This window comes from Chitinophaga eiseniae (assembly GCF_900167135.1).
In the GTDB taxonomy this organism is placed as follows: Bacteria; Bacteroidota; Bacteroidia; order Chitinophagales; family Chitinophagaceae; genus Chitinophaga; species Chitinophaga eiseniae.
The window spans coordinates 978,470-997,053 of record NZ_FUWZ01000002.1; the positions used below are offsets into that span (position 1 = coordinate 978,470).

Below are 18,584 nucleotides of genomic sequence, written 5' to 3' on the forward strand. Positions count from 1 at the left end.
ATAAGAAAAATGTTACAAAAAATTATTTCCGGCTATCCGTTATGCCTTTGAGGAAAGCATGCAGATCGTCCATATGACGGATACGGTTTACCACCAGCATGAAGTTTTTGCCTACCTGTTTCAGTTTGGCGTTGTTGGTACGGGTTTGTATATACGTTAATATATGATTGAACGTAGGGGATTCAAAATACGGGGAATCGGGGTTATTGATAAAGTAGCAGCGGAGGTTTTCCTCTTTGAGCATCATTTTTTCGAAGCCTAACTGGATAGCCATCCAGCGGCAGCGTATCATGGTGAGCAGGTCTCTTACCGGTTCAGGCAGCGGTCCGAAGCGGTCTGTCAGTTCTTTCTCAAACTGTTGTAATCTGCTGTCTTCCGTGATATTGTCCAGTTCCTGGTACAGATTGAGGCGTTCCTGGATGCTTTCTATATAAGTATCGGGGATTAGTATTTCGAGGTCGGTATCGATCGTACAGTCGTTGACGAAGTCTTTTTTCTCTTCCAGTTGTTCCTTGAAGAGGTCGCGGAATTCGTTTTGTTTCAGTTCGCGGATGGCCTCATCGAGGATTTTCTGATACATATCGAAGCCTATTTCCGCCATGAATCCGCTTTGTTCGCCGCCCAGCAGGTTACCGGCGCCGCGGATATCGAGGTCGCGCATGGCGATCTGGAAGCCGCTGCCCAGCTCACTATGCTGCTCCAGCGTTTGCAGGCGTTTGCGGCTATCGGCCGTGAGGGTGCTCATTGGCGGGGCCAGCAGGTAGCAGAAAGCTTTTTTGTTGCTGCGGCCTACGCGGCCACGCAGCTGGTGCAGATCGCTCAGGCCGAAGTGGTGCGCGTTATTGATGATGATGGTATTGGCATTGGGGATGTCCACACCGCTCTCCACGATGTTGGTACATACCAGCACATCATATTTTCTGTCGATGAAATCGAGGATCACTTCTTCCAGCTGATGTCCTTCCAGCTGGCCATGCGCCGTAGCGATAGACAGATCGGGGCAGAGGCCCTGTATCAGGGACGACATTTCAGCCAGGCCTTTCACACGGTTGTGCACGAAGTATACCTGTCCGCCTCTTTCCGTTTCGTAGTAAATGGCGTCGCGGATGGCGTCCTGGTTGAAGACCTGCACTTCCGTTTCAATAGGCTGCCGGTTAGGCGGTGGCGTATTGATGATGGAAAGGTCACGGGCACCCATCAACGAAAACTGCAGCGTTCTCGGTATAGGCGTAGCCGTTAATGTAAGCGTATCTACGTTATGTTTCAGCTGTTTCAGCTTTTCTTTGGCAGACACGCCGAATTTTTGTTCCTCATCTACCACCAGCACGCCGAGGTCTTTGAACTTCACGTCTTTGCTCAGCAGGGCATGGGTGCCGATGATGATGTCGATCTTACCTTCCTCGAGGCGTTTGAGCGTTTCCTTTTTCTCTTTGGAAGATTTGAAGCGGTTGAGATAATCCACCGTACAGGGGAAATCTTTCAGACGATCGGAGAAGGTTTTGAAGTGCTGGAACGCGAGGATGGTGGTAGGCACCAGTACGGCAGCCTGTTTACCGTCCACGATGGATTTAAATGCGGCACGGATCGCTACTTCTGTTTTACCGAAACCTACGTCGCCGCAAACGAGACGGTCCATAGGGGCGGGGCCTTCCATGTCGCGTTTCACGTCGGCGGTGGCTTTGCTCTGGTCAGGGGTATCTTCATACAGGAAGGAGGCTTCCAGCTCTGTCTGCAGATAGGTGTCCGGAGCATGTGCAAAGCCCTGCTGGGCTTTACGTACGGCGTATAATTTAATCAGGTCTTTGGCGATGTCCTTAACCTGTGTTTTGGCTTTCTCTTTCAGCTTGTCCCACGCGTCGCTGCCGAGTTTATTTACCCGGGGTTCCACGCCTTCCTTACCGGTATACTTGCTGATCTTATGCAGGGAGTTAATATTTACATACAACAGGTCGTTGTTTTTGTAAATGATACGGATCGCCTCCTGCATTTTACCGCCGGATTCGATTTTCTGCAAACCGCTGTATACGCCCACGCCGTGGTCGATATGCGTTACATAGTCGCCGGGCTGCAGCTCCCGCAGCGTTTTCATGGTAATCGCCTTGTTTTTGTTGTAGGCTTGTTTTACCCTTGATTTGTGGAAACGCTGGAAGATCTGGTGATCGGTGTAGCAGGCCAGTTTCAGCGAGTGATCGATGAATCCGTGACTGATGGCCACCGGTATGGGGAAGAAGACAAATTCTGCTTTCAGGTCTTCGAAGATACTGCGCAGCCGTTCCAGCTGACGCGGGTTATCTGCGAATATAAAGAGGGAGTATTTGTTGTTGTTATGTTGTGCCAGGTCTTTAATAAGGAGATCGAACTGTCTGTTGAAGACTGGTTGCTCCTGTGTATCGAAGACGATGGTTTCCGGCTGCATGCCATTTTCGGTAAGATATTCTTTATTACCGAAGACGATGGTGGTCCTTTGCAGCAGCTGTTCCAGCAGGGGAGCGGCTTTCACAAAGTCGTCGCTGTTGAGCACCATGTCCTCGTCATCATTCACTTTCACTTTCTGACCGGTCAGCAGCCAGTCGTCCAGCCGTTGTTCCAGCTGTTCCACCACGCCCCGGATGTAGGCGGGGTCTTTCATCCATACAACGGTATTGGCGGGGAGGAATTCCAGCAGGGAAGTCTTCTGATGGTCCACCGTGTGGGTGTCCATATTGGCAATGAGCGTCACCTGCGTAAGCTTGCGCTCGCTGAGTTGGGTTTCCGGATCAAACAGGCGGATAGAGTCGATATCTTCCCCGAACAATTCTATGCGGTAAGGTTTTTCGTTACCGAAGGAATAGATATCGAGGATACCGCCTCTCAGCGCGTACTGGCCGGGCTCATAAACGAAATCGGTATGTTCAAATCCCCAGCCGATCAGTTTTTCCAGCAGGGGGTCCACTTTCAGGACGTCCCCTACTTTCAGCTGCACCATGTTGGAGCTGAAAGCTTTGCTGCCGGCCACTTTTTCCCAGAGTGCTTCCGGATAGGTGACCAGCACCTTCTTCCGTACGCCGTCGCCGGAAAATTTCATCAGGGCTTCTGTGCGCAGCATACTATGGCTGCTGTTGAGCTCCTGGAACTGTCCGGTTTTTTTGAAAGAGTCGGGGAAGTAGAAAATATCAAGGGCCTGGCTGAGTTCTTCCAGATCGTTCTGGAAATAGGCTGCCTCCTCTTTATCATTCAGAATAAAGAGATGGTTCGCGTCTGCATTTGCCCAGGCTGAAACTGCCACAAAATTTATTGCACTCCCACTGAGGGAAGACAGCTGAAAGTATTGTGGGGTGGGTGATTGAATCCCCTTCACCAGCGTCTGCAGGCGAGCATCACGTTGAAACAATTGTAATACAGCCTGTAAATTCATGAAGGTTGCAAAGATACGAAGATTTGGTGATTTGGGTATTGGAGTATTTAATTATTTGGTTTACAAATTTTGAGGTTTTTTGATTTCGGGCTTGAGGGAGCCTCGCCCCTTTCCGCGAAATCAAAAAATCCCGAAATCAAAAAATTCCAAAATGTTTCATTATATTCAGTGACATCAAAATCCTTTTTCCATGCAGGAGATCTGGTATACAGGTATCGTTACCCGGCTGGTAGATGAAACCCATAATACACGGCGTTTCTGGATCCGTATCCCTGAGCTGGAACGGTTTGATTTCAAACCCGGGCAGTTTGTCACCCTGGACCTCCCCATTCATGAAAAGAAAAACAAGCGCTGGCGCAGTTATTCCATTGCCTCCCACCCGGACAGCACCAATATCTTTGAGCTGGTGATCGTATTACTGGAGGGCGGCGTAGGCAGCACCTATCTTTTCAACGAAATTAAGGAGGGGAGCACCCTGCAGGTAAGGGGACCGCTGGGCATGTTCACCCTGCCGGCGGACATGGAAAAAGACCTGTTCCTGATCTGCACCGGTACCGGTATCGCCCCGTTCCGGTCCATGGTACAGTATATCCAGCTGCATCAGCTGCCCCATCCTGATATCCACCTGATCTTTGGCTGCCGTTATGAACAGGACCTGCTGTACGCGGAAGAAATGCGGCAGCTGGACAAAGACATGCCCCGTTTTCACTATATCCCCACCCTGAGCCGCCAGGAAGACTGGACCGGCAAAAAAGGGTATGTACACAGTATCTACGAAGAAATCCTGGCGGACAACAAGCGCCCGGCCAATTTCTACCTCTGTGGCTGGAAAGCCATGATAGACGAGGCGCGGCAGCGTATTACCGCCATGGGGTACGACCGCCACGACATTCACCTCGAGCTGTACGGATAATCCCTAAAAACAATAACCGAAACCCGTATCCAGGTTGGGGGTTACCTGGTTAGACGAGAACATCAGCATGGCTCCCATCCTGAACATAAAATGTTTATTGATGAAATGCCGCCGGCCTGCGACCGACAGCCAGCCCAGTAGGGTGCGGCTTGACACACCTTCTTCAAACCAGAGCGAATCGCCAAACATATAAGTCATCCCGGCGCCAATTTCCACACAGTGCTTGTCCGGGTCCGGTAGTCCAAAGACATAGTTGAATCCGCCATAAAGGGTGGGGCGGGTGGGCGTTACATGATAGGTGGTATTGAAAACATACCGCAGGCTGTCGGCTCCGGTACCAAGTTTACGGCTCACGCGGCCTTCTTCGTATTCCGGCACGACACCTGCACCGGCCATTATTCCGAAACCGCTGCGTTTTCCGTTGAACCGCGTATCATACGTAACACCAATGCCACACGAAGCACCTAACAGTGTACCATATACGACATGGGGCCATTTTTTGGAGGAATAATATACCGGATGTTCTTTGCGGGATTGCCTGGAGGAGTCGCGGGGAACCTTTTGGGCGTACAGGTAAATACGAGAAAACAAAAGGGCCACAGTTGTTATCATTCGTATATACATAGGGGTAGGAATATATACGAAATTAAACGGCTGTGGCCCCGGACATGTTACATGATCTTGTTCAGAACGATGTTTTTGACTTCTGTGAGCGGAACGCGTTCCTGCTCCATAGAGTCGCGGTAGCGGATGGTTACGGTACCGTCTTCTTTGGTCTGGTGGTCAACGGTCACGCAGAAAGGCGTACCGATCGCGTCCTGGCGGCGGTAGCGTTTACCAATACTGTCTTTTTCTTCGTAATAGCAATGGAAGTGTTGCTTACATTCATTTACGAGTAATTGCGCAGTTTCCGGCAGACCATCTTTTTTAGTCAGCGGGAAAACGGCCAGTTTGATAGGCGCCAGTTTAGCCGGGAATTTCATCACCACGCGGCTATCTGCTTTTTCCGGTGTGCTGAGGTCCTGCTCTTCGTAAGCGTTGCAGACAGTCAGCAGGAACATACGATCCAGACCGATAGAGGTTTCTATCACGTAAGGCACGTAGTTCTGGTTAATTTCGGTATCGAAGTACTGGAGTTTCTTCTTGCTGTATTCCTGGTGTTGTTTCAGGTCGAAATCGCCACGGGAGTGGATACCTTCCACTTCCTTAAAGCCGATGGGGAAGTCGAACTCGATGTCCACGGCGGCATCGGCGTAGTGCGCCAGTTTCACATGGTCTTTGAAGCGGTATTTGGAAGGATCGGTGCCCAGGCTCAGGTGCCATTGCATCCTTTCTTCTTTCCATTTCTCGTACCATTCTTTCTGTGTGCCAGGGCGTACGAAGAACTGCATTTCCATCTGTTCAAATTCGCGCATGCGGAAGATGAACTGACGGGCTACGATTTCGTTACGGAAGGCTTTACCTATCTGTGCGATACCGAAAGGCACTTTCATCCTGCCGGTTTTCTGCACGTTCAGGAAATTCACGAAGATACCCTGGGCCGTTTCAGGACGCAGGTATATTTCGTTGGCTTCATCGGTTACGCTGCCCAGCTGGGTAGAGAACATCAGGTTAAACTGACGGACGTCTGTCCAGTTGGAAGTGCCGCTGACGCTGCAGGTTATTTTTTTCTCTTCGATCAGGGTTTTCAGCCCGGCGAAGTCGTTTTCTTTCAGGAGTTCGTCCATCTGCGCCAGCACCGCGTTCCCTTCTGCTTCCGGCAGGGTTTCCACGTATGCTTCAATCAGGTGGTCTACCCGGTAGCGCTTTTTACTGTCTTTGTTGTCGATCATGGGATCGCTGAAGTTGTCCACGTGACCGGACGCTTTCCAGGTAGTAGGATGCATAAAGATGGCAGCATCGATCCCCACGATATTTTCGTGCAGCTGGGTCATGCTTTTCCACCAGTAGTCCTTAATATTTTTTTTCAGCTCGGAACCGTACTGACCGTAGTCGTATACCGCGCTGAGTCCATCGTATATCTCGCTGGACGGAAAAACAAAACCGTATTCTTTACAATGCGATATAATCGCCTGGAATTTATTCTGATCTGTAGACATAGTGGCGCAAAGATAAATGCCTATTTTGAAAATTTGATTGTAATTATTTTTTAATATATATACCCCTACAAAAGAAACGTTTACCCTTCTTCCACGCGGTCAACCGGGGCTTGTGGCTCATGGGGCACCTCTATCTGTTTTATCCAGACAGCGTAGTCATTGGGGTAGATCTCTCTACCGGAATGGCGTATATATACCCGGGTAAATACCGCCCCGAAATACAGGATAGCTGCGGAATAGTATACCCATAGCAATATGATGACCACGGAGCCGGCGGCCCCATAGGTAGAGCTTACCTTACTGGCGCCGAGGTAATAGCCGATGGCGAATTTACCGATCATGAACAACACGGCGGTGGCGATGGCGCCCACCCTTACGTCTTTCCATTTGATCCGGGCATCCGGCAGCACTTTGAAGATGATGGTAAACAGGGTGGTGATCACCAGGAAAGGCACTACGAGATCGGCTACATATACGATCAGCGTAGTGGTCAGCTTGGTGGGGATCAGCTGCGCCAGTACGTTCCGGAACACCTCTACCAGGCCATTTACGGCCAGCGACACCAGCAAAATGAAGCCCATGCTTACTACGAGGGAAAAAGACAACAGCCGGTTGATCAACATGCGCAGCAGGCCGTTTTTCTTGGGCTTTGATTTCAGTCCCCATATAAAATTGATGGAGTCCTGTATCTCCGCAAACACCCCGGTGGCACCGATAATCAGCGTTACAAAGCCCACCATGGTGGCCCAGCTCATATCGTTGGACAGGGTGGCGTTGCGGATCATGGACTGTATCTGGATGGCGGCCTCGCTGCCCACCAGTCCCTGTATCTGTCCGTAGATACTGCCTTCTACGGCGTCTTTGCCGAGGAACAGGTCACAGAAGAAGATGATGATAATGAGCATGGGAGCTACAGAGAAGATCGTGTAATAAGCCAGCGCTGCGCTGAGCTTCATCACTTTATCATCTATAAAAGCACTGCCGGACTCTTTCAGCACCGTCCAGAGCATTCGTAATTTTCCCGGTTTTGTGTTCATGCTGCAGGTTTTTACCCACAGGAAGCAAAAAACATGCGTAGCATCGCTTCCTGTGACATAGGCGTAGAGAGAAGGTGATTATTTCAGTTTAGGATTGTTGGTATGGCGGGTAGCGTCCCGGATGTTTTTCTTTTCGAAGTTTTTTTCCAGCGCCACGGTCATATCAATGCCCGTTTGATTGGCGATACACAGCACCACCCACATAACGTCGGCCAGTTCGTCGGCCAGTTCCCGTTTTTTGTCACTGTCTTTAGCAGACTGATCACCAAACTGCCGGGCCATTACGCGGGCTACTTCGCCTACTTCTTCTGTCAGGATGGCCATGTTGGTGAGTTCACTGAAATAGCGTACACCGGTCGTATTGATCCAGTTGTCGATCTTTTCCTGTGCTTCCTGTATAGTCATGGATAATGAATTGTCGTGTTTAAAGATAATGGATTGCAGGGTAATGATGTTATCTTATTCCCGCTGGTGGGTATCGATGATGATGGTGACCGGCCCGTCGTTTACCAGCGCCACTTTCATATCGGCGCCAAAGATGCCGCGCTGGATGGTGGTGCCCAGGTCCTGTTCCAGTTGCGCGATCATTTTCTCATACAGCGGGATGGCCACGTCCGGTTTACTGGCACGGATATACGAAGGCCTGTTGCCTTTTTTAGTGGAGGCGTGCAGGGTGAACTGGCTTACCAGCAGTATGTCTGCATGCATGTCTTTCACCGAAACGTTCATCACGCCGGCATCGTCGTTGAAGATGCGAAGGTTAACGATCTTGCTGCTCAGCCATTGGGTGTCTTCCTGACTATCGGCGTCCTCTATGCCCAGCAACACCATCAGGCCTTGCCCGATCCGGCCGGTGACAACACCGTCGACCGTTACGGAGGCTTCGGATACACGCTGTATAACTGCTCTCATAGCTACCCTGTTTTTAATCAGGCGGAAAATTAACACAAACCGTCGTAACATTTCCTGCTTTTGTACGTTTTGAATCGTGGCCGTGCGTCCTCCCCGGGGTGGGGGCAGGGCGGCACTCAGCGGGAAAAGATCACAATTTCCGATAAATCGGCCGGCTATCCGCTCATCAGGTAAATCAGTGACAATCATGGCTATCATGGCTATCACAGTTGAAATTGCGGGCCAATTAACGTAAATTTGCATTACAAAAAAGAACCATACAATGAACATCAATGTTACACCTGAGCTCACCTTTCGTACGGCCCGCAGCGGTGGCGCCGGCGGACAGCATGTGAACAAGGTGGAAACCATGGTGGAGGGAGCGTTTAACATAGATGCCTCCGCCCTGTTAACCCCCGAACAGAAACAGCTGCTGCACGAAAAGCTGGCCAATCGCATCAATTCAGAAGGCATCCTGCAGGTAAGGGCACAGACCGCCCGCACCCAGCTGGGCAACAAGCAGGAGGTTATCTTCAAGATCAATGACCTGATCAGCAAGGCGCTGATCCCCCGCAAGAAAAGAATAGCGACCAAAATACCCAAAGCGGTTGTTGAAAAACGGATACAGTTCAAAAAGCGGTTATCCGAGAAAAAACAGCTGCGGAGAGGCAATTTTGAGTAACGGCATTTGTAATTTGCATAAAAATTTAGGGTTTGAGCATTAAGACACTGGCAGGACAGACGGTTTATTACGGGTTGAGTAATATTGTGAGCAAGCTGCTCAATTATTTCCTGACGCCTTTTTACCTCGGCATATTAACCAGGGCCTCCTTCGGGGAGATGTCTAACGTGTATGCCTATATCCCCTTTGCCAATATTGTGCTCACCTACGGTATGGAGACGGCCTTTTTCCGGTTTGCCAAACAGGAAAACAAAGCCCATGTGCTGGGTACGTCTACCATCTCCCTGCTGATATCCACCATTTCCATCACCATCCTCCTGCTGTTCCTGCGGGAGCCGGTGATCAACTCGTATACGGGGGAACTGGCGGGGCTCACGGGGCATCCGTCCTTTTACACCTACATTGTGCTGCTGATGGCATTCGACGCACTGACCGCCATCCCTTTTGCGCAACTGCGGCTGGAAGGCCGCCCGGTGCGATATGCCGCCATCCGGGTAGCCGGCATCCTGACGACCATCTTTTTCAATATCTTCTTCCTGGTCATCTGCCCCAGGCTGGCTGACGCCGGGCATCAGTGGGTCCCCGGTCTGCACAACGGCGCCGGCCAGACAGGGTATATTTACCTGAGTAATATGCTGGGCAGCGGACTTACCCTGCTGCTGTTCCTGCCACAGATACGGCAGATAGAATGGAAGTTTGACCCGGCACTCTGGAAAAAAATGATCCACTATGCCCTGCCCCTGATCATTGTGGGCATGGCCGGCATGGTCAACGAAACATTCGACAGGGCCTGGTTCCTGCCACAGTTCCTGCCGGGTGATAATATGGAGGCCAAAAAAGAGGTGATAGCCCTTTACAGCGCCAATTACAAGCTCGCCATCCTCATAACCATGTTCATACAGGCGTTCCGGTTAGGGGCCGAGCCTTTCTTCTTCAAACAGGCGGAAGGCGGGAATCCTCAAAGGGTATACGCCCGTATTATGAAGCTGTTTGTGGTGATGCTGTGTTTTATGTTCCTTTTCGTGAGCCTGTACCTCAATATCTGGAAGGTGTTCCTGCGGGTGCCTTTCTACTACCAGGGCATGAAGATCGTTCCGGTACTGCTGCTGGCCAACATGTTCCTCGGTATCTATTATAACCTGACCATCTGGTTTAAACTGACCGACCGCACCAAAACCGGTGCTGTGATCACCCTGATCACGGCTGTACTGGCTTTCCTGCTCAACTACTGGTGGATACCCGTCATGGGTTACTATGGCGCGGCGCTGGCCACCATGGTATGTTATTTTGTACAAATGGTGGTTTGTTACGTATGGGGCCAGCGCTATTACCCGATACCCTATCATCTTCCCAAGCTGATCACCTACATCGGGCTCGCAGTGGCCACCTATTATGTGTTCAACTGGCTAAATGCCAAAGTGCTCTCCCCCGGCGACATCTATGCCCTCAAACCACTACCGCTGGCTGTGGCCACGGCTTTCTTTGCCGCCTACGCATGGTTTATCTTCCGCATGGAGAAAAAAGAGTTCGCCCGGATGCCGTTTATCGGGAAGTACATCAAATAGATTTGGAGATTCTTTGATTTACAAATTTTCTGATTTTGGGAAGGGGCTGGCCAGGTTTCCCTGAGATCAAAAAATCTGTAAATCAAAAAATCCCTAAATGAGAAAGGGGTTATACTTCTTCTCAAATCCTATCGTTGTGGCGGGACCGTGACCAGGGAATACCCGGGTCTCGTCCGGTAATACAAACAGCTTTTCCCGGATACTGTTCAGCAGGGTGGTATGGTTACCGCCAGGCAGGTCTGTACGGCCTATGCTCTGGTAAAACAGCACGTCTCCCCCGACTACAAAATGCTGGTCTGCGCAGTAGAAGGAAATGCTGCCCGGGGAATGGCCCGGCGTGAAGAGCACATCCAGCTCATGGCCGCCAAAGGCGATTTTTTCTCCTTCCACGATATAACGGCCCGGCATGGGAGAGGGGTCAAAAGGCAGGTTATACATCGAGCCCACCGCCTGGGAGTTGTCCATCACCACCTGCTCTTTCTCATGAAACTCCGGTTTTACCTGGTAGGTCTCCGACACCAGTTTGTTCCCGAAGATGTGATCAAAGTGGCAGTGGGTGTTGAGCAATCTCGTAACATTTAACTGTTCCGTTTGTATATATTGCAATAATTCTTTTCTTTCGTCCTGAAAATAACAACCCGGGTCTATAATTATACATTCCCTTTTTCCGTTAATAAGCAGGTAGGTGTTTTCCTGAAGAGGACCAAAAGTGAATTGTTGGATTTCGATCATTGTTACCTGATTTTTAGCTAATTTTAAAACAGATCACAATATTATCAATACTTTCTGTATGAACAGATTTATTACCAGGTTATTATTCGGTGCCCTATTACTTGGAACATTTGTTACTCAAGCCCAGACCAATACAGTTGAATTCGGCCAAAATCGCGTTCAGTTCAAGAATTTTAAGTGGAGATACTATCAAAGCCGGCATTTCAACACCTATTTCAGCCAGAACGGGCTGGAACTGGGCAAGTATGTGACCCAGGTAGCCGAAAAGGAATTGCCCGGAATAGAGCAGTTCATGGAATCCAATCCCCGACAGCGCATTAATATTGTGGTCTATAACAGCTTCGGGGAGATGAAACAGTCCAATATCGGTATTGGCGTGGACTGGCAGAACACCGGGGGAGTGACGAAGCTGGTAGGTAATAAAATGATCGTTTATTTTGATGGTAACCATGAAAACCTGCACCGGCAGATCAGACAGGGGATAGCCCGCATTTTGCTGGAAACCCTCCTCTTCGGGGAAGATATCGGCGAATTTGCCGGTAACGCCGCCCTGATAGATTTCCCCAAATGGTTTACCGATGGCTTTATCGCCTACGCTGCTGAAAACTGGAACGCCAAACTGGACGAGGAGCTGAAATCAGTGCTGCTGTCCGGTAAATACAACAGCTTCAACCAGCTGGCCTACGATAACCCGCTGCTGGCCGGCCAGGGCTTCTGGTACTATGTGGAAAGCAAATATGGTAAAGACGCTGTGCCTTACCTGATGTACATCACCCGTATCAACAGGGGCCTGAAAAAAGGCTTTGAGCAGGTGCTCAACCAGACACCCAAGAAAGCCACCCAGGACTTCTTCGTTTTTTATCAGAAACGTTTTGCCGAAGATAACCGCAGGAGAAGAACATCGGCCAAAGGCCGCACCATTGTGGCACAGGAAATCGGCAAATCCGACTACTACCGCTTCAATCCCAATCCTAAAAACAACTCCTATGCCGTGGTGGAATTCAAAAAAGGCGTCTACCGCGTACAGATACAACTGGGCTGGAACAAACCGAAAGTGCTCCTGCGCAGCGGTGTAATGCAGCTCGCCAACCAGGTGGACCCCAACTATCCGCTGATGGCCTGGAACACCAAAGGCAACCGACTGGCCGTTGTATATGAGCACGAAGGCAAGACCAAACTGATGGTCTACGACCTTATCACTAAAACGACCCTACGTCAGGACCTTCCGCAGTTTGACCGCGTGGTGGACTTCAAATACATGCCGGTACAGGAAAATACCCTCCTGCTGTCTGCCATCAAAAACGGACATACCGACATCTTCACCTATAGCATCAGCAATTCCAAAACCGACCAGATCACCAACGACGTATACGACGACCTGGAGCCGTCTTTCGCAGCCTTCCCGGGCAAAAGCGGTATTATCTACTCCTCCAACAGACCCGTGCCTAAAGGAAGAGGCAGCGATACCACCCTGCCAAACCGGCCGTTCAACATTTTCATGGTGGACAACTGGAACAAAAGCAGCGAAAAACAGATCACCCAGCTCACCGACCTGAAGTACGGCGATGCCAGGCTGCCCATGCAGTACAACACCACCCACTTCACCTTTGTATCAGACGCTAACGGTATCCGTAACCGCTATGCCGGCTTCTTCAAATCCAAAAACGCCGGTGTGGACTCCCTTTTCTTTGTAGGTTCGGAAATCCTCCACAATCCTGAGAAAGAAGAACTGGATTCCGCCCTCGCAGCATATGGCACTACCACCCCCGATTCCGTACAGGCAGTAGCCATCACCATGGACTCTACCTATACCTTCCCGATATCCAACTATCCGTACGGTATCCAGGAATCCCGTATCACCGGTGAACAGGGAGAAGTATCCGAAGTGGTAGGCTACGCCGGTATCAAACGGTTGATGAAACTGAAGGTAGACACCAATGTGCTCAAGAAAAGGAACATTACCGCCAGACTGACCAACTACCGCCGGGCGGAAATGCACGCCGACAGCCTCCGTCTGGGCTTGCCCACCTATAATGAGCAGGCGCCTAAAGACACGTCCACACATACCAACTTCTTCCAGAACGAATTCAGCAACGAGCCGGTAGACACCACTACCAGCCGCAATAATATTGGCACTACGCCGTCTTCTTCCGTACCAGGCCTGTTTGAAAAGAAAAGGGAAGAACCGGTACTGAAAAAAGCAAAACTGTTCCCGTATAAGTTCAAGTTCGCGTCCGACTACCTGGTGCTGCAACTGGACAACTCTGTGCTGATCAACAAGTACCAGCCGTTTACCGGTCCGCCGTCCGGTCCCATCCGCTTGACCGACCCGGTGAATGGATTAATCCGTATAGGCGTCAGCGATCTGTTTGAAGACCTGAAGTTTAACGGTGGTTTCCGTATCCCGTCCTCCCTGCAGGGATCTGAGTATTTCTTCACGACCAACTACCTGAAGAAACGCTTCGATTACAAGTTCACCTACTACCGTAAAGTAGACAAGAACAGCGACGTGATCGTCAGCGATCCGCAGCTGGGGCAGTTCCGAGCGCCGGCCAAATTCATCACCAACCTGTACCAGGTAGAAGCCCGTTATCCGTTCGACCAGGTACGGAGCATCCGCCTGTCTGTTGGCTATCGTACCGACAAGCTGGTGACCCAGGCGGTGGAAAAACCATCACTGCTGAGCAAAAACTACAGTGAAAGTTATGCGCTGGGACGACTGGAGTATGTATATGACAATACCATCAACCCGGCCATCAACATCTGGAACGGCACCCGTTACAAAGTGTACGGAGAAATCAACTCCCAGCTGACCAACGGAGGTCTGAACGAGATATTCAACCCGAACGCGCCCGCTACCGGCGGACGGTTCACCTATAATATGGGCGTTGACATCAGGCACTACGAGAAGATTTACCGCAACTTCATCTGGGCAACGCGTTTCTCCCTGGATATGTCCTGGGGCACCCGTAAACTGCTGTACTACCTCGGTGGTATCGACAACTGGCTGAACCCGCAGATCAACACCAACACGCCGGTGAATATGAGCGCCAATTACGCTTTCCAGACGCTGGCAGAGAACCTGCGTGGCTACAAACAGAATGCGAAAAACGGTAACAATGTGATGCTGCTGAATACCGAATTGCGCCTGCCGGTATTTGCCACCTTCATTGAAAAACCGATCAACTCCGCTTTCCTGCGCAATTTCCAGGTGACTACCTTCATGGACATTGGTACCGCATGGAATGAGAAGCTGAGCTTTAAAGACGCCAATTATATCAACTATAACGACAACGGTGTGGTGACCACCCGCATCAAAGAAGGTTTCCTTGGTCCGTTTATCGGGGGGTATGGCTTTGGCGCCCGTACCACCATCGCCGGTTACTTCCTCCGGGTAGATGCCGGCTGGCCGATGGTAGCGTTCTTCCGCGGTAGCCCGATCTGGTATTTTGGTATGGGAGTGGATTTTTGATTTACGATTTTGAAATTTTTTGATTTCGGAATTTCGGGGATCAATAAAGCATAAAAGAAACGACCGAAGCGACTAAATATCGCTTCGGTCGTTTCTTTTATGGTAATTCGTTATTATGGTCCCCGAAATCCCAAAATCAAAAAATCGTAAATCAAAAAATGTTATGATCCTCGAAATCCCAAAATCGAAAATCAAAAAATCTCAAAATGATGATCAGGTGGATTGTTTTCGGAACAGCGGATACATGAGGCTGAGGAAAATACCCATGCAGATGGTGAAGGCCCATGCGCTGCGGTTTTCTACCGGGTGCAGCACGATGTCTCTCATATCGCCGAGGAGTGTCAGCGGATCTTTCACCACATCCCAGCTGTTGTAGCGGAGGTAGCGGCCGATGTATACGCCCATGCCGCAGAGGAACATGACCGGGAAGCTGAACAGCCATGCCGGCCAGCGGGTGTGGCGGGCGCGCCAGAGGTGTTCCATGCTGCGGATAGACATGTAACCTAGCATCATGCCGTTCCAGGCAAAAGAGAAGATGAGGAACAGCTCAAACCAGAGGGGAACGCCGCCATCGAAAAGATGGAACAGGTCCGTGAGGATATAGGGCGCGTTGGGAATGAACAGCAGCCAGGCCACGAAACAGCTGTACCAGGTAAGCCGGTTGCTGGTTTCAGCGGGATGTTTTTCCATCCAGCGGGTAATGGCAAAGGGCACATATGCCAGAAAGAGGTTCCATACCAGCGATACGCGCAGGTAGGTACCGGAATGGTATACACGATAGCACAGAAGTGCCAGGCTGAACAAGATAGAGAAGTACAGCGTATAGGTTTGCTGGTTTTTCGCGATTCGCTGCCGGATCAAACGGAAGATGCCTTTCAGTCGCATGGTTTCTGATGTTTTAATGATGAATAACCGGTTACAGGATATGGGGGATAAATATCAGTGCGCCGATGCCGGCGGCGGCGATGGCAGTTACAAGCACGGCGCCTGCCGCCACGTCTTTGATCCACTTTACACGGGGATGATAGTCGGGCGACAGGTGGTCCATGATTTTTTCGACGACGGTGTTCAGCATTTCTGTGACCCAGACCATCGCGATGGTGATGATCAGCAAGATCCATTCCATCCTCGAGAGCTTATACCAGCAGCCGGCTGCCGTTACCACGATTGTAGCTGCCAGGTGGATGCGGGCATGGGGTTCACTACGAAGAAAAGCCGCAATACCGCTGAAAGCATATCCGAAACTGGCCAACCGTCTGCTGAAATAAGATTCTTTCCTCATATTTTATTGTGCTGTTGATTTCTCAGATAATTTGTCCCATTTGATCGTTCTGCTGAAGTACATGATAGCGGCCAGGGTGAGGAAGAGCCCGATGCTGCCCATCAGGAGGGCCTGGTCTTCCGCGCTGATAATCACATAGATAAAACCGTACAGCAGCATTAGCGTACCACCGATGCCTGCAGCGATACGGCCGTTTTTATAGGCGCTGGCCACATACAGGGTTATCAGGGCAATGGTCAGTCCGCTGGCGATCAGGTAGGCCAGTGCAAAGTTAAGCTGTTCTGATATGGATATCAGCAGGGTATAAAAAATACAGAGGGCGAGGCCTACGAGGGCGTATTGCAATGGATGAATGGCGCGGCGTTGGGAGAGTTCAATAAAATAGAAGATGATAAAGGTGAGTCCTATCACGAGGATAGCGTATTTCACCGCTCTGATGGACTGCTGGTAGCTTTCAGCGGGCATAAAGAATTTGATGCCGAAGTCCGCGCTGTGGATGTCGTATTTGTTACCCGCCCAGCTCTGGGGGTATTCGCGGTTCAGGTCCTGTATTTCCCAGGAGGCGCTGAAGCCTTTAGCGTCCACACGGCGGTCTTTTGGCGGGAAGGCGCCGTCGAAGCTGGGATCTGGCCAGCTGGAGCTAGTGTGTACCGTGGTGGTTTTGCCGACGGGGGAGAAGCTGATCCGGCCGGAGCCTTTCACCCCTACTTCCACGGTGAAGTTGCCCGCGAGGGCCGCGGTATCGCCGGAGGCCAGCGATACCGGCGACTGTATCCCGCTTTTGAACAGGTCAGTATTGACTACGCCGGGGCTGAAAGGAAATGTTTTTCCGTTCCAGACCATTTTCACCTGGTTGTCTATGCCACGCAGGTCGGTGATGCCCATGATAATGGATGCCTGGTCCCATTTCAGTGCGGATGGCGGTACGCCTGATTTGTAGAGGGCGGTGGGGCTGAAGGTACCGCTCAGCTGCATTTTGGCGTCGTAAACGGCCACGCTGAAGATGCCTCTTTTAAGTTTTTGGGGCAACAATTCTCCATTGATTTTTAACTGTTCGGGCAACAGGTATACGTAGGTACTATTGGCAGAACCGGCAACGGTATAGGGAATGGCCAATATGGGGCCGGTGATATGCTGTTCGTATCCCCAGCGGCTGCTGACTTCCTCCACAGCGGAGGCCTGGCGGTCCTGTCGTTCGCGGATAACGTCCATGATCATGGCGGTAGGTATCAGCAGTACGATGACCATAATGAAAATCACAATTGCCTTAAAGGCGTAAGCATAACGGCTAAAGAAAGAAGGGTTGAGGTTGTTTTCAGGAACTTCCATGGTTTTATTTTTTTAAAAGCACTTTGTAATTCAAAGTAAAAAGGCAAAAAAAATTTATTTCGTGAATTTGATCATATGTTCGAGGGCCACCAGGTGGCCTTTAAACGCTTTTTCGCCGGCAGCGGTAATAGCGTAGGTGGTATTGGTTTTACGGCCAATAAACCCCTTGTATACTTTGATATAGCCATTTTCTTCCAGCGTATTGAGGTGGGAAGCCAGATTGCCGTCGGTTACCTCCAGCATCTGTTTAAGGTCATTAAAATTGACCTCGTTATTTACCATTAAGACACTCATTACACCCAGTCGGATGCGGCTCTCAAATATCTTGTTTAAATTACCGATCGGATTCATGCTAATTATTGAATGCTTCCCTTTCTCTCATATTTCAACCACATGGCAATACCATAAATGATGTGCAGTGCTCCAAACCCTACTGCCCAAAAATAAAGTCCTTTACGCAAAAGAAAAAGGTTGGCGATGCCCAGCAGGACTTCCAGTATGCCCAGGTAACGCAACTCGGGCAGTGTGTACTTACTGGCATTCACCAGCGCCAGCCCATAAAACACCAGGCAAGCAGGGGCCACCACCGCTTCCATGTGATTGTATAACAGTCCGGCCGCAAAAGCACCGCCGGCCGCCAGCGGGATACAAAGGTTGAGCAACACCTTGCGGGTAGTCACGTCCCATATGGGCAGATTGTTCCGCCGCGCTCTCCGCCAGGTAAAGAAAAGACCTCCGCTCACCGCCGCCACCATCACCACCAGCGCCGTTACGATCAACTTAAACTTCAGATCGGCATAATCCGCATCACTGTACACACCGGTGCTGTCCCAGCGCTCATAATAAGCCACCAGCCAAACACGCGCCAGCCAGGCGCCCACCAGGGCACACAGTCCTGCAGACACGCCACTCAGCCCGCTCAGCGAAATAAACCGGCTGCTGCGCTCCATGATACGCTTGATGTCCGTTAACGTCTGCAGATGTTGTTGATCTTCCGTCATAGTGAAAAGCACTTTGCAATACAAAGCTAAAATAATTTCTGTTAATTCAAAATATATTTTTTTCGTCATAACTGCGTTACCTTCAGGTAAGCAACTATACAGATTAGCGTTAAATACTCTAATATTGTTGTCAGATATGTTTGGTTGGAAAAGAATTATAGCAGTCCTAATAGGCATAAGCGTTTGG

16 protein-coding genes are annotated in these 18,584 nt (G+C 50.3%); 4 read left to right on the forward strand and 12 right to left on the reverse strand.

Annotated features, from left to right (window positions below; all coding sequences use genetic code 11):
• Positions 1–22 precede the first annotated feature (22 nt).
• Positions 23–3,265 (reverse strand): transcription-repair coupling factor, encoded by a 3,243-nt coding sequence (mfd, locus tag B5D63_RS13595; protein WP_235021534.1) that lies wholly within the window; start codon positions 3,263–3,265, stop codon positions 23–25.
• 319 nt (positions 3,266–3,584) lie between these two features.
• Between mfd and B5D63_RS13600 the strand changes: the two genes are divergently transcribed.
• Positions 3,585–4,307, forward strand: coding sequence for a ferredoxin--NADP reductase (locus B5D63_RS13600; protein WP_078669330.1), 723 nt, complete (start codon positions 3,585–3,587; stop codon positions 4,305–4,307).
• 3 nt (positions 4,308–4,310) lie between these two features.
• Here B5D63_RS13600 and B5D63_RS13605 read toward each other — a convergent pair whose 3' ends face one another.
• From B5D63_RS13605 to dtd, 5 genes are all read right to left on the reverse strand, one after another.
• A complete protein-coding gene (locus B5D63_RS13605; protein ID WP_078669331.1) occupies positions 4,311–4,898 on the reverse strand; it encodes a hypothetical protein in 588 nt (195 codons plus the stop codon).
• An 80-nt stretch (positions 4,899–4,978) separates the two neighbouring features.
• Positions 4,979–6,406 (reverse strand): glycine--tRNA ligase, encoded by a 1,428-nt coding sequence (locus tag B5D63_RS13610; protein WP_078669332.1) that lies wholly within the window; start codon positions 6,404–6,406, stop codon positions 4,979–4,981.
• 80 nt (positions 6,407–6,486) lie between these two features.
• Positions 6,487–7,443 carry a YihY/virulence factor BrkB family protein gene (locus B5D63_RS13615; protein ID WP_078669333.1) on the reverse strand — a complete coding sequence of 319 codons (957 nt, stop codon included), beginning with the start codon at positions 7,441–7,443 and terminating at the stop codon, positions 6,487–6,489.
• A gap of 78 nt (positions 7,444–7,521) precedes the next feature.
• Entirely contained in the window at positions 7,522–7,848 is a 327-nt protein-coding gene (locus tag B5D63_RS13620; protein ID WP_078669334.1) for a nucleotide pyrophosphohydrolase, read from the reverse strand.
• A 54-nt stretch (positions 7,849–7,902) separates the two neighbouring features.
• Positions 7,903–8,355: a D-aminoacyl-tRNA deacylase gene (gene dtd, locus B5D63_RS13625; protein WP_078669335.1), complete on the reverse strand. Its 453-nt coding sequence runs from the start codon at positions 8,353–8,355 to the stop codon at positions 7,903–7,905.
• 262 nt (positions 8,356–8,617) lie between these two features.
• Between dtd and arfB the strand changes: the two genes are divergently transcribed.
• Positions 8,618–9,016 carry an alternative ribosome rescue aminoacyl-tRNA hydrolase ArfB gene (gene arfB / locus B5D63_RS13630; RefSeq protein WP_078669336.1) on the forward strand — a complete coding sequence of 133 codons (399 nt, stop codon included), beginning with the start codon at positions 8,618–8,620 and terminating at the stop codon, positions 9,014–9,016.
• Positions 9,017–9,048: 32 nt separating this feature from the next.
• Positions 9,049–10,581 (forward strand): oligosaccharide flippase family protein, encoded by a 1,533-nt coding sequence (locus B5D63_RS13635; RefSeq protein WP_078669337.1) that lies wholly within the window; start codon positions 9,049–9,051, stop codon positions 10,579–10,581.
• A 93-nt stretch (positions 10,582–10,674) separates the two neighbouring features.
• Here the strand turns inward: B5D63_RS13635 and B5D63_RS13640 are convergent, their stop codons facing one another.
• Positions 10,675–11,313 (reverse strand): MBL fold metallo-hydrolase, encoded by a 639-nt coding sequence (locus B5D63_RS13640; RefSeq protein WP_078669338.1) that lies wholly within the window; start codon positions 11,311–11,313, stop codon positions 10,675–10,677.
• 58 nt (positions 11,314–11,371) lie between these two features.
• Between B5D63_RS13640 and B5D63_RS13645 the strand changes: the two genes are divergently transcribed.
• Positions 11,372–14,785, forward strand: coding sequence for a TolB-like translocation protein (locus B5D63_RS13645; protein WP_078669339.1), 3,414 nt, complete (start codon positions 11,372–11,374; stop codon positions 14,783–14,785).
• A gap of 213 nt (positions 14,786–14,998) precedes the next feature.
• Here the strand turns inward: B5D63_RS13645 and B5D63_RS13650 are convergent, their stop codons facing one another.
• From B5D63_RS13650 to B5D63_RS13670, 5 genes are read right to left on the reverse strand one after another with little or no spacing between them, the layout of a single operon-like run.
• Entirely contained in the window at positions 14,999–15,670 is a 672-nt protein-coding gene (locus B5D63_RS13650; protein ID WP_078669340.1) for a DUF1361 domain-containing protein, read from the reverse strand.
• A 31-nt stretch (positions 15,671–15,701) separates the two neighbouring features.
• Positions 15,702–16,067 carry a diacylglycerol kinase family protein gene (locus B5D63_RS13655; protein WP_078669341.1) on the reverse strand — a complete coding sequence of 122 codons (366 nt, stop codon included), beginning with the start codon at positions 16,065–16,067 and terminating at the stop codon, positions 15,702–15,704.
• Positions 16,068–16,070: 3 nt separating this feature from the next.
• Positions 16,071–17,396 carry a cell envelope integrity protein CreD gene (gene creD, locus B5D63_RS13660; protein ID WP_078669342.1) on the reverse strand — a complete coding sequence of 442 codons (1,326 nt, stop codon included), beginning with the start codon at positions 17,394–17,396 and terminating at the stop codon, positions 16,071–16,073.
• 54 nt (positions 17,397–17,450) lie between these two features.
• Positions 17,451–17,747 carry a winged helix-turn-helix domain-containing protein gene (locus B5D63_RS13665; RefSeq protein ID WP_078669343.1) on the reverse strand — a complete coding sequence of 99 codons (297 nt, stop codon included), beginning with the start codon at positions 17,745–17,747 and terminating at the stop codon, positions 17,451–17,453.
• A 5-nt stretch (positions 17,748–17,752) separates the two neighbouring features.
• Positions 17,753–18,397: a hypothetical protein gene (locus B5D63_RS13670; RefSeq protein ID WP_078669344.1), complete on the reverse strand. Its 645-nt coding sequence runs from the start codon at positions 18,395–18,397 to the stop codon at positions 17,753–17,755.
• Between the last annotated feature and the right edge of the window lie 187 nt (positions 18,398–18,584).

What these genes read in the sequence shown, in the direction of transcription:
- B5D63_RS13640 (WP_078669338.1), bottom strand. Translation starts at nt 11,313, where the DNA reads ATGATCGAAATCCAACAATTCACTTTTGGTCCTCTTCAGGAAAACACC.
- dtd (WP_078669335.1), bottom strand. Translation starts at nt 8,355, where the DNA reads ATGAGAGCAGTTATACAGCGTGTATCCGAAGCCTCCGTAACGGTCGAC.
- B5D63_RS13665 (WP_078669343.1), bottom strand. Translation starts at nt 17,747, where the DNA reads ATGAATCCGATCGGTAATTTAAACAAGATATTTGAGAGCCGCATCCGA.
- B5D63_RS13615 (WP_078669333.1), bottom strand. Translation starts at nt 7,443, where the DNA reads ATGAACACAAAACCGGGAAAATTACGAATGCTCTGGACGGTGCTGAAA.
- arfB (WP_078669336.1), top strand. Translation starts at nt 8,618, where the DNA reads ATGAACATCAATGTTACACCTGAGCTCACCTTTCGTACGGCCCGCAGC.
- B5D63_RS13620 (WP_078669334.1), bottom strand. Translation starts at nt 7,848, where the DNA reads ATGACTATACAGGAAGCACAGGAAAAGATCGACAACTGGATCAATACG.
- B5D63_RS13670 (WP_078669344.1), bottom strand. Translation starts at nt 18,397, where the DNA reads ATGACGGAAGATCAACAACATCTGCAGACGTTAACGGACATCAAGCGT.
- B5D63_RS13650 (WP_078669340.1), bottom strand. Translation starts at nt 15,670, where the DNA reads ATGCGACTGAAAGGCATCTTCCGTTTGATCCGGCAGCGAATCGCGAAA.
- B5D63_RS13645 (WP_078669339.1), top strand. Translation starts at nt 11,372, where the DNA reads ATGAACAGATTTATTACCAGGTTATTATTCGGTGCCCTATTACTTGGA.
- B5D63_RS13600 (WP_078669330.1), top strand. Translation starts at nt 3,585, where the DNA reads ATGCAGGAGATCTGGTATACAGGTATCGTTACCCGGCTGGTAGATGAA.
- B5D63_RS13655 (WP_078669341.1), bottom strand. Translation starts at nt 16,067, where the DNA reads ATGAGGAAAGAATCTTATTTCAGCAGACGGTTGGCCAGTTTCGGATAT.
- B5D63_RS13610 (WP_078669332.1), bottom strand. Translation starts at nt 6,406, where the DNA reads ATGTCTACAGATCAGAATAAATTCCAGGCGATTATATCGCATTGTAAA.
- creD (WP_078669342.1), bottom strand. Translation starts at nt 17,396, where the DNA reads ATGGAAGTTCCTGAAAACAACCTCAACCCTTCTTTCTTTAGCCGTTAT.